Source organism: Staphylococcus caprae (assembly GCF_002902725.1).
Classification (GTDB): Bacteria; Bacillota; Bacilli; order Staphylococcales; family Staphylococcaceae; genus Staphylococcus; species Staphylococcus caprae.
Genome location: NZ_PPRT01000002.1, coordinates 1 through 15,881, shown reverse-complemented (window position 1 = coordinate 15,881; position 15,881 = coordinate 1). Strand labels below are relative to the sequence as shown.

At 34.1% G+C, this 15,881-nt stretch carries 11 protein-coding genes and 2 tRNA genes; 12 read left to right on the top strand and 1 reads right to left on the bottom strand.

Annotation, left to right across the window (positions count from 1 at the left end; genetic code table 11):
• Positions 1 to 175 precede the first annotated feature (175 nt).
• From CD155_RS00420 to CD155_RS00365, 12 genes are all read left to right on the top strand, one after another.
• Positions 176 to 250, top strand: a tRNA-Glu gene (locus CD155_RS00420).
• 5 nt (positions 251 to 255) lie between these two features.
• Positions 256 to 328, top strand: a tRNA-Asp gene (locus tag CD155_RS00415).
• Positions 329 to 840: 512 nt separating this feature from the next.
• Positions 841 to 1,542, top strand: a complete 702-nt coding sequence (gene yycF / locus CD155_RS00410) for a response regulator YycF (RefSeq protein WP_002434481.1) — start codon at positions 841 to 843, stop codon at positions 1,540 to 1,542.
• A gap of 12 nt (positions 1,543 to 1,554) precedes the next feature.
• Complete coding sequence (walK, locus tag CD155_RS00405) at positions 1,555 to 3,387, top strand: cell wall metabolism sensor histidine kinase WalK (RefSeq protein ID WP_002445018.1); 1,833 nt, start codon at positions 1,555 to 1,557, stop codon at positions 3,385 to 3,387.
• Positions 3,380 to 4,717: a two-component system activity regulator YycH gene (gene yycH, locus CD155_RS00400; protein ID WP_070830565.1), complete on the top strand. Its 1,338-nt coding sequence runs from the start codon at positions 3,380 to 3,382 to the stop codon at positions 4,715 to 4,717. Before walK ends, yycH begins: the two co-directional genes overlap by 8 nt.
• Positions 4,718 to 5,506: a two-component system regulatory protein YycI gene (locus CD155_RS00395; protein ID WP_044466529.1), complete on the top strand. Its 789-nt coding sequence runs from the start codon at positions 4,718 to 4,720 to the stop codon at positions 5,504 to 5,506.
• 524 nt (positions 5,507 to 6,030) lie between these two features.
• Entirely contained in the window at positions 6,031 to 6,813 is a 783-nt protein-coding gene (locus CD155_RS00390; RefSeq protein ID WP_103212248.1) for an MBL fold metallo-hydrolase, read from the top strand.
• Between the two features lie 407 nt (positions 6,814 to 7,220).
• Positions 7,221 to 7,700, top strand: a complete 480-nt coding sequence (rlmH, locus tag CD155_RS00385) for a 23S rRNA (pseudouridine(1915)-N(3))-methyltransferase RlmH (RefSeq protein WP_103212232.1) — start codon at positions 7,221 to 7,223, stop codon at positions 7,698 to 7,700.
• Between the two features lie 351 nt (positions 7,701 to 8,051).
• Positions 8,052 to 9,176, top strand: coding sequence for a hypothetical protein (locus CD155_RS00380; RefSeq protein WP_103212231.1), 1,125 nt, complete (start codon positions 8,052 to 8,054; stop codon positions 9,174 to 9,176).
• Positions 9,177 to 9,239: 63 nt separating this feature from the next.
• A complete protein-coding gene (locus CD155_RS00375; RefSeq protein ID WP_103212230.1) occupies positions 9,240 to 10,754 on the top strand; it encodes a class I SAM-dependent DNA methyltransferase in 1,515 nt (504 codons plus the stop codon).
• Positions 10,744 to 11,949, top strand: a complete 1,206-nt coding sequence (locus CD155_RS00370) for a restriction endonuclease subunit S (RefSeq protein ID WP_103212229.1) — start codon at positions 10,744 to 10,746, stop codon at positions 11,947 to 11,949. The genes CD155_RS00375 and CD155_RS00370 overlap by 11 nt, the downstream gene beginning before the upstream one ends.
• The gene (locus tag CD155_RS00365) at positions 11,933 to 15,052 is read left to right on the top strand and encodes a type I restriction endonuclease subunit R (RefSeq protein WP_103212228.1); all 3,120 of its coding nucleotides are present in this window, start codon (positions 11,933 to 11,935) and stop codon (positions 15,050 to 15,052) included. Before CD155_RS00370 ends, CD155_RS00365 begins: the two co-directional genes overlap by 17 nt.
• A 48-nt stretch (positions 15,053 to 15,100) precedes the next feature.
• On the opposite strand, the gene CD155_RS00360 is transcribed toward CD155_RS00365, so the two are convergent.
• Positions 15,101 to 15,694, bottom strand: coding sequence for a hypothetical protein (locus CD155_RS00360; RefSeq protein ID WP_103212227.1), 594 nt, complete (start codon positions 15,692 to 15,694; stop codon positions 15,101 to 15,103).
• Positions 15,695 to 15,881: the final 187 nt, after the last annotated feature.

Genomic DNA, 15,881 nt, shown 5'->3' with positions numbered 1-15,881 from the left:
ATATAGAAGAAAATAGTTCAGCCCCAAATATCTTTACAATTCACACCATACGCTCAACACTTTTATAGCAATATTTCTCCTTTATTAACCCACAAAAAATATTGTTAAATTTATGTAAAAAATAGCTTGTCATCAAAAGATTAGCTATGCTATAATCTATCTTGTGCTTAAGAACGGCTCCTTGGTCAAGCGGTTAAGACACCGCCCTTTCACGGCGGTAACACGGGTTCGAGTCCCGTAGGAGTCACCATGATAGGTCCCGTAGTGTAGCGGTTAACACGCCTGCCTGTCACGCAGGAGATCGCGGGTTCGATTCCCGTCGGGACCGTATTGCCTACCCAATAGGGTAGGCATTTTTTTATGCTTGCATATCCACAAATTTCCTATTACAATCAACCACAATCACATCCAACAGGTTCGACCTCAGCGTACACAAATCTACTCCCTTTACAACGCTATGACGCTGCAACAAAAACTTAACATTTGTCCTATTTGTTCATATTTTCAGAAGAGGAATCGCGTAACCATACGTTTTACACCAATTATTTATATTACAAAATAATGAGAATACTGATATATAAACGTTTTAAGCTATTTGCAAGTGTTCAACATATTTTGTGAAACAGTATTTCGGTGGTAAACTTATAAATAATATTATTCTATAATTTTTAATACTAAAATAGAATTAACCGTTCATAAATGGTAAATTATATATTAGATAACTATGCGCTATATATACAGAGTAAATCACCTTTCACAAGGTTCAAACTAGAAAAATATAGCCTTCACATAATTAAACGAACGGAAGAATTACACTTTGAGAAAAGAGGTTTAAAGTATATGGCTAGAAAAGTTGTTGTAGTCGATGATGAAAAACCAATTGCTGATATTTTAGAATTTAATTTGAAAAAAGAAGGGTACGAAGTATTCTGCGCTTACGATGGTAACGATGCAGTAGATTTAATCTACGAAGAAGAACCAGACATCGTATTATTAGACATCATGTTACCAGGCAGAGACGGTATGGAAGTCTGCCGTGAAGTCCGTAAAAAATTCGAAATGCCTATCATCATGTTAACAGCGAAAGACTCAGAAATTGATAAAGTATTAGGTCTCGAATTAGGTGCAGACGATTATGTAACAAAACCTTTCAGTACACGTGAACTCATCGCACGTGTGAAAGCAAACTTGCGCCGTCATTATTCACAACCAGCACAAGAAGTGAGTGGCGCGACAAACGAAATTACAATTAAAGATATTGTCATCTACCCAGATGCATACTCAATTAAAAAACGCGGTGAAGATATCGAATTAACTCATCGTGAATTTGAATTATTCCACTATCTTTCTAAACATATGGGTCAAGTAATGACACGTGAACATTTATTACAAACAGTGTGGGGTTATGACTATTTCGGTGATGTGCGTACTGTCGACGTAACCATCCGTCGTCTACGTGAGAAAATTGAAGACGATCCATCGCACCCAGAATATATTGTGACACGTAGAGGCGTTGGATACTTCCTCCAACAACATGATTAGAGGCAACATCTCATGAAGTGGCTTAAACAATTACAATCCCTTCACACTAAACTCGTTATTGTTTATGTATTACTGATTATTATTGGTATGCAAATCATCGGTTTGTACTTTACTAATAGTTTAGAAAAAGAATTACTCGATAACTTTAAAAAGAACATAACACAATACGCGAAGCAGTTAGATGTAAACATAGAGAAAGTTTACAACGATAATGACAAAGGTACCGTAAACGCTCAGAAGGATATCCAAAACCTTTTGAGTGAATATGCCAACCGTCAAGAAATCGGAGAAATTCGCTTTATAGATAAAGACCAAATCATCATGGCAACAACCAAGCAGTCTAACCGCGGTCTAATTAACCAAAAAGCGAACGACAGCTCCGTCCAAAAGGCACTTTCTCTAGGCGAAACCAATAATCACATGGTTCTCAAAGACTATGGTAGTGGTAAAGAACGTGTCTGGGTTTACAACATACCAGTAAAAGTCGATAAACAAACAATCGGTGATATTTACATAGAATCGAAAATCAACGACGTTTATAACCAACTGAACAATATCAATCAAATCTTTATCGTCGGTACTGCGATATCGTTATTCATCACAGTCATCCTCGGTTTCTTCATCGCCCGAACGATTACCAAACCAATTACCGACATGCGTAACCAAACCGTCGAGATGTCTAAGGGTAACTACACCCAACGCGTAAAGATATACGGTAACGACGAAATTGGTGAGCTCGCACTCGCCTTCAACAATCTATCCAAACGTGTTCAAGAAGCACAAGCCAATACTGAAAGTGAGAAACGACGACTCGACTCAGTTATCACACATATGAGTGACGGTATCCTTGCGACAGACCGCCGTGGTCGTGTACGTATTGCCAATGACATGGCACTCAAGATGCTCGGTCTCGCGAAAGAAGACGTCATCGGTTATTACATGCTTGGCCTTCTCAACCTTGAAAATGAATTCTCACTAGACGAAATCCAAGAAAATAACGATTCCTTCCTCTTAGACATTAACGAAGAAGAAGGCATTATCGTCCGTGTTAAATTTAGTACCATCGTTCAAGAAACAGGATTCGTCACAGGTTACATTGCCGTGTTACATGACGTAACAGAACAACAACAAGTCGAACGTGAACGTCGTGAATTCGTAGCCAATGTTTCACACGAATTACGTACACCATTAACATCAATGAACAGCTATATCGAAGCACTCGAAGGAGGCGCTTGGCAAGATGAAAGCCTCGCACCACAATTCCTATCCGTAACACGTGAAGAAACAGAACGTATGATTCGACTCGTTAACGACCTACTTCAATTATCGAAAATGGACAACGAGTCAGATCAAATCACGAAAGAAATCATCGACTTTAACATGTTCATTAATAAAATCATTAATCGACATGAAATGGCAGCTAAAGATACTACATTCGTGCGTGAAATTCCACAACAAACCATCTTTGCGGAAATCGATCCAGATAAGATGACACAAGTATTCGACAACGTTATTACCAACGCAATGAAATATTCACGTGGCGATAAACGTGTCGAGTTTCATGTGAAACAAAATGCACTTTACAATAGAATGACCATTCGTATAAAAGATAATGGTATCGGAATTCCAATTAATAAAGTAGATAAAATCTTTGATAGATTCTACCGTGTTGACAAAGCACGTACACGTAAGATGGGTGGTACAGGACTAGGTCTAGCGATTTCTAAAGAAATTGTCGAAGCACATAATGGACGTATCTGGGCAAACAGCGTAGAAGGACAAGGAACGTCTATCTTCATCACACTTCCTTGCGAAATCATTGAAGACGGTGATTGGGATGAATAGTAAAGAGCATATCAAATCGATTATCCTAGGCTTACTTGTACTCATGAGTATCGTGTTGACATATATGGTCTGGAACTTTACGCCAGACCTCAATAATGTCGCTAGTTCAGAAAATAGTAAAAGTAATGAACCCAAACCACTCAGTAAACCAATGACAGCAAAAATGGATGGCACCATCACACCATTCCAAATCATCCACGCAAAGGATGATAAACCACAAGGAACAGTATCAACGGGCGATGCATTAGATAGCATCATCGAACCGTTGAAGAACCAAGAAGTCAAAACGGTTTCACACACTCATCGCGATCATAATCTCGTCATACCTGAATTAAGCAATGATTTCGTCGTGCTCGATTTCACATATGACTTACCATTAACAACATACTTAAGCCAAGTATTGAACATCGATGCCAAAGTGCCAAATCACTTCAACTTCAATCGATTACTCGTAGACCAAGACAACGACAATCACGTCGTGCTCTACGCGATTAGTAAAGACCGACACGAAGTCGTGAAACTTAAAACATCAGCACAAGGTAAAAACATTGATAGCGCCTTAAAAAGTATCAAATCAAACATGCAACCATATACAGAAATCATCACCAACAAAGATACAATCGACAAAGCAACACATGTATTCGCACCAAGCAAACCTAAAGGCTTAAAGTCATACCGCATGGTCTTCTCAACAATGAACGTCGAAAGAATGAACTCCATCCTCTTCGATGATTCAACTATCGTACGAAGCTCACAAAGCGGTGCAACAACTTACAACAACAATACCGGCGTCGCAAATTATGACGGTAAGAGTGAAATGTACCATTATAAGAACTTATCCGAAGACGCGAAAAGCTCAAGTAACATGGAAGAAACAATTCCAGGTACCTTTGAATTTATCAATGGTCATGGAGGCTTCCTTAACGAAGACTTCCGTCTATTCAACACAGATAATAAGAACGGTAAACTCACATATCAACGTTTCTTAAATGGTTATCCAACCTTCAATACGCAGAATTTAAACGAAATTCAAGTCACTTGGGGCAAGAAAGGTGTCTTCGATTACCAACGTTCATTACTTAAGAGTAGCGTTCAATTGAACAGTGAAGAATCTAAGAACCTACCTACAGCCGAATCCGTGCGTTCAGCACTTGCCAATGATAGTAATATTGACTTTGAAAAGGTAACCAACCTCGCAGTCGGCTATGAAATGGATGACAAACCAGATAAAGATGATATTGAAGTTCAACGCAACAGTGAATTCACACCACAATGGTACGTTGAATACGACGGCAATTGGTACGCCTATAAAGATGGGAGGCTAGAATAAATGAACTGGAAACGTACAAAGACGCTATTCATTTTCGTATTTATTCTTGTCAACATCTTGCTCGTCATGATTTACATCGATAAAGTCAATAAAGCACAGATTAACGACGCTGAGAGTAGTAATCATGTTAATTTTCAGCAAGAGGAAATTAAAGTGCCTGAAGACGTGCTGAATAAGAGCGTGAAAGACACTAAACTCGCACAAATCACAGCACGTTCTAAGGACTTCTCAAGCTATGCGAAAGACCACTCTAGCCTGAGCACCTCAGATTCAGACAAGACACTTGAAGGCGACATAGACAAGACAGTGAAAGTCAGCGACAAGAACCTTCAAGACATTAAAGATTTTATAGCGCGTAACGTTTATAACGGTAAAGAATATCAACTCAGTGACTTAAGTTCAGACAACATGACTTATGAACAAACATTCGAAGGCTACCCAATTATGAACAATAGTAAAGCGCGTTTAACCTTTAATTTAAATAATGGAAAGGCAACCAGCTATAAACAAACAGCCATGAATAACATCCATATGGCAGAAGGTTCAAACAGCTCGAAGAAACAAGTCATCAGCCCACGTAAAGCCGTCGAAGCACTCTACTACAATCGATATTTAAAACAACATGACCAAGTCATCGACGCACGCCTAGGCTACTACTCAGTCGTAAAAGAAACAAATGTACAACTACTACAACCAAACTGGGAAATCAAAGTCAAACACCAAGGCAAAGACAACATAGAAACCTACTACGTCGAAGCCACCGACCAAAACCCAAAAGTTATAAATTAAGGAAAAGGTGCTGAAGTGAGCGCTTAGGTCGAGAGCAATAACTAGCATCAAGCGAAAATTGTTCCTCAAATTTTAGCGCGATGCGTATTATTGTCGAACGACCTGCTCACTGAAGCCCGTCCATCATTCCAGCGATGTTTCTCGAACTACAACACACAAAACGACCACTCACCGAAGTAGAGTGGTCGTTTCTTTATGCAATTACGAAGCGGTCAGAAATTGATATTCTACGTCACTAACTATTCATAAACTGACAATTGGCACACACCTGCTAAAATTGGTATAGTATAATATAAAGGAATTTTAGAGAACGTTTCGTTTCGAGATTAAATAATTAGAATCAACACACCTCGAAATCTCAATTATGACTCACATTCACGTGCAATAAGTTAAAAAACACAACCCAGAACACTATCACAAATCGCAACAACACCTAAACGCACGTCATATCCACATCACACCCTAACAATTCTCAAACAAATAAAGATTGTACATATTAGAAAGGATGAAGCCGCTTGATACGTATGAGTGTATTAGCAAGTGGTAGTACAGGTAACGCCACTTACGTAGAAAGTGAGAAAGGTAGCCTGCTCGTAGACGTAGGTCTAACCGGCAAGAAAATGGAAGAGCTATTTAGCCAAATTGATAGAAATATCAAGGATCTTAACGGTATCTTAGTCACACATGAACATATCGATCACATCAAAGGGCTTGGTGTCCTCGCGCGTAAATATAATCTTCCAATATATGCGAATGAGAACACGTGGAAAGCCATTGAAAAGAAAGACAGTCGTATCCCCATGGATCAGAAGTTCATATTCAATCCATATGAAACGAAAACTATTGCAGGTTTTGATATCGAGTCTTTCAACGTTTCACATGACGCGATTGACCCACAATTCTATATCTTTAACAACAACTATAAGAAATTCACGATGCTGACAGACACAGGCTACGTGTCAGACCGTATGAAAGGCATGATTCGTGGCAGTGATGCATTCATGTTTGAAAGTAATCACGATGTCGATATGTTACGTATGTGCCGTTATCCTTGGAAGACGAAACAACGTATCCTCAGTGATATGGGACATGTGTCTAACGAAGATGCTGGTCTTGCAATGACAGACGTCATCACAGGTAACACGAAGCGCATTTACCTCTCTCATTTATCACAAGATAACAACATGAAAGACCTCGCTCGTATGAGTGTAGGCCAAGTGTTAAATGAACATGATATCGATACTGAGAAAGAAGTACTTCTTTGCGACACGGATAAAGCTCAAGCTACACCAATTTATACACTATAATTAAATAACAGTAAGACACCCGACCTACTTAAATATGAGATTTAAGTAGGTTCTTTTTTGAAAAATTCTGTGGAAAAGTAATGGAAATTTAAGAAAATAACACTCAAGTTGGTCTAAAAAGTAGATAATATGAGCCTTAATTGTAAAAATTGAGTTAAGACTACCTTAAAGTTATCCACTAAAATGTCCATAGTTATCCAGAGTTGTGTACAATACACACAGAAATACCCACAATATACACAGGGTTATCCACAAAATAACAGATTATTCCATAGAAAATGTGTATAAATCTCAAAAATAGTTAAGATTATATAAATATTATTGTTATAATAAGAGGGAATAGTGTGCACAAGTTAATAACTTGTGGATAAGTTGGATAAATCATACATATTTACATGGAGGATAAAATGAAAATTACAATCCTGTCAGTTGGAAAACTAAAAGAGAAATATTGGAAACAAGCCATAGCAGAATATGAAAAACGACTAGGAGCTTATACCAAAGTTGAAATAATAGAAGTTCCAGACGAAAAAGCACCTGAAAATATGAGCGACAAAGAAATAGAACAAGTTAAAGAAAAAGAAGGCCAACGACTACTAGCCAAAATTAAACCACAATCCACAGTCATTACATTAGAAATCCAAGGCAAAATGCTGTCCTCAGAAGAATTAGCTAAAGAATTGCAAACGCGCATGATCCAAGGTCAAAGCGACTTTGTATTCGTCATAGGAGGATCAAACGGCTTACATCAAGACGTCCTACAACGCAGCAACTACGCACTCTCATTCAGCAAAATGACCTTCCCACACCAAATGATTCGAGTGGTCTTAATCGAACAAATCTACCGCGCCTTCAAAATCATGCGTGGTGAAAGTTATCATAAATAATGCGGTGTTTTATAATTTAGAATTCATAGTAAAAGAGTGATCAAATTGGGAGCGAGAAAGGGTGGATTAAAAGCGAGATATTAATGGTACTCAAAAGAGCTAGTTTAAAAGATCAATATAAAATTTTTAATAATATTACATAACAAAATTTAAACTTTTTAAATTATAAAAATCAACACAACATACTGATAAACCAATTCTAACTCTAATGAGTAAATAAGAAACAATTTATCCTAAAATGCATACATTTATGACAGACTAAGAATTGAAAAATAACTAAAACTAATCAATTAAATTCTATCGCTAGTTTAATAATATTTAATTGATAGTAAAATTAGAAAGGACAAATTTATGGATTTAAATGAAATGAGAAATAATATGTTTGATAAGACTTTTAGTAAAAACGAAATAAAATTTAGTGATGACAAAGATAATATATTAGCTCTTAACTCACTTAGAATTGCCATTAAAGCTTATCTTAGTACATATCAATCAATGAGAGAGAATTTTGACAGATTTACTTTTAAAGAGAATCATAATAGAAATTATTTTGAAAATTATTCAGAAGTAATATTGCATTTTCAACATTTCTTTGAATTATTAATAAAGGATATATTAAAAACTAAAAACCGACTGTTAGCATTTAAATTATCGAACAATGATGAGTTTTTAATAAGTCTAATTGAAGGGTTACCAATAAAAGAAGAAAAATATATTAATTCTAATACTCTTGAATTTCGAAATTCATTAGAAAGATTAATTAAGTATATAGATTTAAAACAAGAATCTGGGTATGATTTTATAAAAGAAAATAAAAAAGTATTAATTTACTTAAGCGAACTAAGAAATTCTATATGGCATAAGGGAGAAAATATATTAACTTATATTGCATTAGATAATTTAATTGCAAAATATATACTACCATTAGCAGAAATATTCTTAGAAAATTTAAATTATTTAAGCAAATATGACTTAAGTCGTATAGTTGGACTAGGGAAAAGCCCTTTAAATCTAAATATAATCAAAGAAATAAAGCAAGAAATTCAAAATAAAAATCCAAAATATGATAGAATTGCGGTTTTAAAAGAACTAGGAAGAGCATCTTTACAAAGTCATTACGGCAAGGGATTTGGTATCATGATAGATTCTAAAGATGAAAGTGCTCATCAATTAGCTTTAGCAGAGTTACAAAATGATTTTAGTTCTACTAATGAAATTATTACATGTCCATCTTGTAATGCTAAATCTTTAGTTACTTATACTACAGAAGTAATAACTGATTATGAGGAAATTGAATATGAGGATATATTGACTGGACAAATAGTTTGTACAGATATTTATGATAGTTATGAAACTGTTGACAGAGTTAAATGTGTAAATTGTAGTTTTGAGTTACTTAATAAAGGAATTGAAAATTTAAAAGAATATGGATTTGAAGTTGAAGATTATTGGAAAGACATAGATTATTTTAAATAATTTAACAGATAAACCTAATCTAAATAATAAAATAGGTAAATTTTGAAAAGTGGAGGATTAAAATTGAGTGTATTAGGATTTGAAGAAGATTTATGGAAAGCTGCCGATAAATTAAGAGGGAGCATGGATGCTGCTGAATATAAAAATGTAGCATTAGGGTTGATTTTTTTAAAATATGTGTCAGATTCATTTGAAGAAAAGTATGAAGAATTGAAGCAAGATCCATATGCAGATGAAGAAGATCAAGATGAATATTTAGCGGAAAATATTTTCTGGGTTCCTAAAGAAGCAAGATGGCAATATATTAATGACAATGCGAAAAAACCTGAAATTGGACAAATTATTGATAAAGCTATGATTGCGATTGAAAATGAAAATAAATCATTGAAAGGTGTATTACCTAAAGAATATGCACGTCCTGCGTTAGATAAAGAAAAATTAGGTGATATTATTGACTTATTTACATTTAAAGTTGGCGACACAGAAAGTCGTAAACAAGATGTATTAGGTCGAGTATATGAATATTTTATTGCTAAATTTGCGAGTGCAGAAGGTAAAAATGCAGGAGAATTCTATACGCCATCATCAATTGTAAAATTACTAGTTGAGATGATTGAACCTTATAAAGGTCGTATTTACGATCCTTGTTGTGGTTCAGGTGGGATGTTTGTGCAAAGTGAACGCTTCGTTGAAAAACATCAAGGTCGCATAGACGATATTGCAATTTATGGTCAAGAATCTAATCCTACAACTTGGAAATTAGCCAAAATGAATTTAGCGATTCGTGGGATTGATAATGACTTAGGTGAAAGAAATGCTGATACATTCCATAATGATTTACATAAAGGATTGAAAGCAGATTACATATTAGCAAATCCCCCTTTTAATGCAAGTGATTGGGGCCAAGAGCGTTTGCTTGATGACTATCGTTGGCAATTTGGAGTACCTCCAAAAGGTAACGCTAACTATGCATGGATTGAGCATATGATTTCAAAATTAGCTCCTAACGGTACAGCAGGATTTGTATTAGCTAACGGATCAATGTCTACCAGTGGTAAAGACGAATTTGAAATTCGTAAAAATCTTATTGAACAAGACTTAGTGGAATGTATTGTTACTTTACCAGGTCAACTCTTTTATTCAACACAAATTCCAGTATGCCTTTGGTTCATTTGTAACAATAAAGGGCAAAATAGCAAAAAAGAACGAGAAAATGAAATCTTATTTATTGATGCCCGTGAAATCGGCCATATGATATCTAGAACCTTAAAAGAATTTTCAGAAGAAGATATTCAGAAAGTAGCACAAATTTATCATGCTTGGAGAGGAACAAACGATAAACCATATGAAGATATAGCAGGTTTTTGTAAAGTAGCTAGTTTAGAAGAAGTTAAGAATAATGAATACATTTTAACCCCTGGACGTTATGTTGGTTTAACTGAAATTGAAAAAGATGGAGAGCCATTCGAACAAAAAATGGAACGTATAACTTCTGAATTAAGCGAACAATTTGCAAAATCTAAAGAACTTGAAGACCAAATCCGTAAATCATTGGAGGGACTAGGTTATGGAGTTTAATAAATATAAATTGAAAGAACTTCTACAAGTTAATCCTAAAGTTACGCTTAAAAAAGGTTCTAAAGCTAAAAAAATAGCTATGGAAAATATAAAAGAATTTCAAAAAAAAATTGATAATTTCACAATTGAAGAATTTAAGAGTGGATCGAAATTTCAAAATGGTGATACCTTGTTAGCAAGAATCACACCCTGTTTAGAAAATGGAAAAACCGCTTATGTTGATATTTTAGAGGATAATGAAATAGCTTTTGGCTCTACTGAATTTTTTGTTTTAAGAGCCATTGATAATAAATTGAATTCGCAATTTTTATATTATTTATTTAGAACTAATAAAATCAGAGATATTATTATAAAATCTATGACTGGTACTTCTGGTAGGCAACGTGCACAAAAAGAATCAATTCTTGAATATGAATGTGAAATTCCTACTATACAATATCAAAGAAAGATAGCCACAATTCTGAAAAATTTAGATGATAAAATTGAAATCAATAAAAAATTAATAGCAAACCTTGATGAACTGTCACAAACACTATTTAAGCGTTGGTTTGTAGATTTTGAATTTCCAGATGAAAATGGTAATCCTTATAAATCTAGTGGTGGAGAAATGATTGATAGTGTAATAGGCGAAATACCTAAGGGATGGAAAATAAGTAAATTAGATAAAATTATAAATATCAAAAGTGGTAAACGACCTCGAAATAAAGTAAATATTGTGGACAATAAGAATAAGATACCCATTATCGGAGCAAGTAAAATTATGGGTTATACTTCAAACTATTTAGAATCAGAACCAATATTAGTAATGGGAAGAGTGGGTACACATGGCATTATTCAACGATTTAATAATAATGTCTGGCCTTCAGATAATACTTTTATTATTAAGTCTAAGTTCATGATTTATACTTATTTCATTTTAATAAATATCGATTATAAATCATTAAATAGAGGCTCTACACAGCCCCTATTATCACAAAAAGATATCAAAAATATAAATATTATTATACCTAAATCTGATAGTCTTATAGTCAAATATGAAGAAATTACTAATATATATTTTAAGGAAATTGATGTCATAAAGGACCAAATTAGTTATTTAATTGAATTACGAGATACACTTCTTCCTAAACTCATGTCCGGAGAACTAGAAATACCTGATGATGTTGAGGTGAATACTGATGAACTTTCAATTTAATGAAGATGATTTAGAACAAGTTGCACTAGAATGGCTACAATTACTAGGCTACGACTACAAAAAAGGAAATGAAATTAGTGCGAATAGTCAAGTGCCAGAACGTAAAAGTGATAAAGATGTTGTCCTTCATGAACGATTAGAAAAGGCATTAAAAAAAATTAATTCAGATATTCATCCTCGTTTTATCGAGAAAGCGATACATGAACTAACTTTAGAGAAGTCACCACACCTTTTAGAAAATAATCTTACCTTCCATGAAAATTTGATTAATGGTATTGAAATCGAAGATTATGACGACGAAGGACAATCGATTGTAGAAATCGTTAAAATCGTAGATTTTGAACATCCACGAAACAATGATTTTCTAGCTGTAAACCAATTAACTATAGTCAATGGAGATTATACAAAACGTCCCGATATTGTGCTTTTTGTGAATGGCTTGCCTGTCGTAGTTATTGAACTTAAAAATTCAACGAATGAAACGGTAGGTGTCGAAGATGGCTATCATCAATTAGAAACGTATAAAATGCGAATCCCACAATTATTTACATTTAATGAAGTACTCGTAACAAGTGATGGTATTAATACAAAGGCTGGTTCACTAACTGCGAACTATGATCGTTTTATGACTTGGCGCAGTAAAGATGGCCAAACTGAATCATCATCAAGTTTAGCTAGTTTAGATGTACTCATTCACGGTATGTTAAATCCTGAAACCTTACTTGATTTAATTCGTTATTTTGTATTATTCCAAGATGATGGTAAAGGACATCTCAGTAAAATATTAGCAGCTTATCATCAATATTATGCCGTTAATAAAGCGGTCGATAGAGCTTTATCAGCTTCATCTGGGCAAGGAGATGGTAAAGGGGGCGTAATTTGGCATACGCAAGGATCAGGTAAAAGTTTAACCATGGTCTTTTTCTCTGGGAAATTAATTCAAATGCTTAATAATCCTACGTTAGTAGTCGTAACAGATCGTAATGATTTAGATAATCAACTCTTTAGTACGTTTGCTAAATCAAAAGGACGATCAGGAAAAGGTTTATTAAGACAAACGCCGAAACAAGCAGAAACACGTAAAGAATTGAAATCTTTATTATCTGTAGAGTCAGGCGGTATCATCTTTACAACGATGCAAAAATTTGAACCTGAAGCAAATGAAACTACAATGGCAGCCGTAACTGAACGAAAAAATGTCATCGTAATGGCAGATGAGGCGCATCGTACACAATATGGTTTTAATGCGAAATATGATGAAAAAGGTGAAGGCATTAAATATGGTTATGCAAAATATTTAAGAGACGCTTTGCCAAATGCGACATTTGTAGGATTTACAGGTACACCAGTAGCTTCAACTGATAAAAATACGCAAATGGTATTTGGTAACTATATTGATGTTTATGATATGACACAAGCTGTAGCGGATGGAAGTACTGTTAAAATTTATTATGAAAGTCGTGTGATTCCATTAAATCTGCCTCAAAATTTAGACTTAGATGAATCTTACAATGAAATTACAGAAGATCAAGAAGATGATGTAAAGCAACGCTTAAAATCTAAATGGTCACGAATAGAAGCCCTTGCTGGTGCACAACCTCGTATTGAAGCATTAGCAAAAGATATTATCCAACATTTCGAAACACGTCAACAAGCTATGAAAGGTAAAGGGATGATTGTTACCATGAGTCGTCGTATTGCTGTTGATTTATACGATGAAATCATTCGTCTAAAACCGGAATGGCATTCAGATGATGATGATAAAGGGGTCATTAAAGTGGTAATGACAGGCTCATCTAGTGACCCTGCTTCTTTCCAAAGACATATTGGTCCCAAAAAACGTCGTAATTTGTTAGAAAAACGAATGAAAGATGTGAATGATGAATTACAACTTGTCATTGTTCGAGACATGTGGCTAACAGGATTTGATGTTCCTTCAATGCATACGATGTATATCGATAAGCCAATGAAAGGACATAATTTAATGCAAGCGATAGCCAGAGTCAATCGTGTGTTTAAAGATAAACCTGGCGGATTAATCGTTGATTATGTTGGTATCGCTGAAAGTTTAAAAGAAGCACTTAAAGAATATACTGAATCAGATCAAGCCCAAACAGCGATAGATACAGATAAAGCTGTTGAATTAATGTTGATGAAGTATGATGTTATTCAAGACATGTTATATAATCTTGATTATTCTAAATTTAATTCAGAGAAAAAGTCTGAACGTTATTATACGATTTCAGATACAATGGACTACGTAATTGGTTTAGGTGAAGAGGAACGTCAACGCTTTATTAAAACGGTAACGGAATTAAGTAAGGCATTTGCCCTTTGTGCTACAGAACCGACAGCTCAAGATTTGAATGATGAAATTGCCTTCTTCAAAGCAGTTAAAGCAGGACTTGTTAAGTTATTACAACCTCCTAAAGCAGGAAAAGTAAATAAAACACCTGCTGAAGTTGAAGCAGAGATCAATCAACTTGTTTCACAATCAGTGGTTACAGAAGATGTGATTGATGTTTATAAAACTTTAGGTCTTGAACAACCCGATTTATCAATTCTTTCAGATGATTTCTTAAAAGATGTAGAAGGATTGAAACAGAAAAATGTGGCAGTTGAACTTTTAAATCGATTACTTAAAGGACAAGTCAAATCATTGATGAAAACCAATGCGACTGTATCTAAACGTTTTTCTGAAATGTTAGGGAATTCGATTAACAAGTACAACAGTCGATCCATTGAAACATCTAAAGTGATTGAAGAACTCATTCAACTAGCTAAAGATATTAAAGAGGAGCAACAAAGAGGTAATGAATTAGGACTAAATTCAGAAGAGATTGCTTTTTACGACGCTTTAGCTTCACATGAAACAGCGAAAGAAGCTATGGGAGATAAAGAGCTTCGTGCTATTGCGCATGAGCTAACTAAAACAGTGAAAGAAAATATGGGTGTCGATTGGTCTAAACGTGGTAGTGCAAAAGCTAGAATGCGAGTATCTGTCAGACATTTACTTAAAAAATACGGTTATCCACCTGATTTACAAAAAATGGCTGTAGAACAGGTCGTAGAACAAGCAGAACTTATGGCTAGTAATCTATAAAAAACTAATAGAGCATCCTCCGCTTCATGGTAGAGGATGCTTTTTAATTTAGTTGCTATTAATATTGAATTTTTTTAAAATGACTTTTAACTTTTTTCTTTTAGTTATATCATTTGTTCTAACTAATGTTAAATGACTATACTTAATTAAATCTAAAGTTTTTATAGATATATTAAGATTATTCTTAGCCCATTTATACATATTATTTGTCATATTTTTATGAGACAGACCTTTTATATACATTTCTTCTTTAGGAGGATTGAATTTTTTTGTGTTAATCATTAAGGAATCTTTATTATAATTAACTGGATAATGTTGGTTGTTATTAATAATATCTTCAACTTTTAAATAAAATTTATCTAGATTATAGTTTGATGAAATGGAGTGTTTTAAGTTACAAGGAAGGTTAATCAAGTATTTAGATGAAAATTCGCCATCTACTATATTTAAATTAGTTAAATAGTAATCTTTATTATTATGGAGAATTAATTGAAAATTATAATTTTCATCATCCCAAGCATCAAAGTATATATTTATATTAACTTTGTTAAAGACCCCGCTATATTTAATCGCTGTAGTTTCTTTTTTATACCTTAGATTTTTATAATCATTTATTAATTTTTCAAATGTAGATTGGTTCATAAAATTACCTCCTCTTAAAATTTTGAATATTCACCTTACAATACATGATAACAAATAAATCATTAATAGAACTTTTTATCCTTTCGTCTGTTACTTAAAAATGCGACATTCGATATAAACTAATACATTTCTATTTTATTGAAATAACACTCAACTTTCTAACATAATCCTTATTATTTTAATTTTT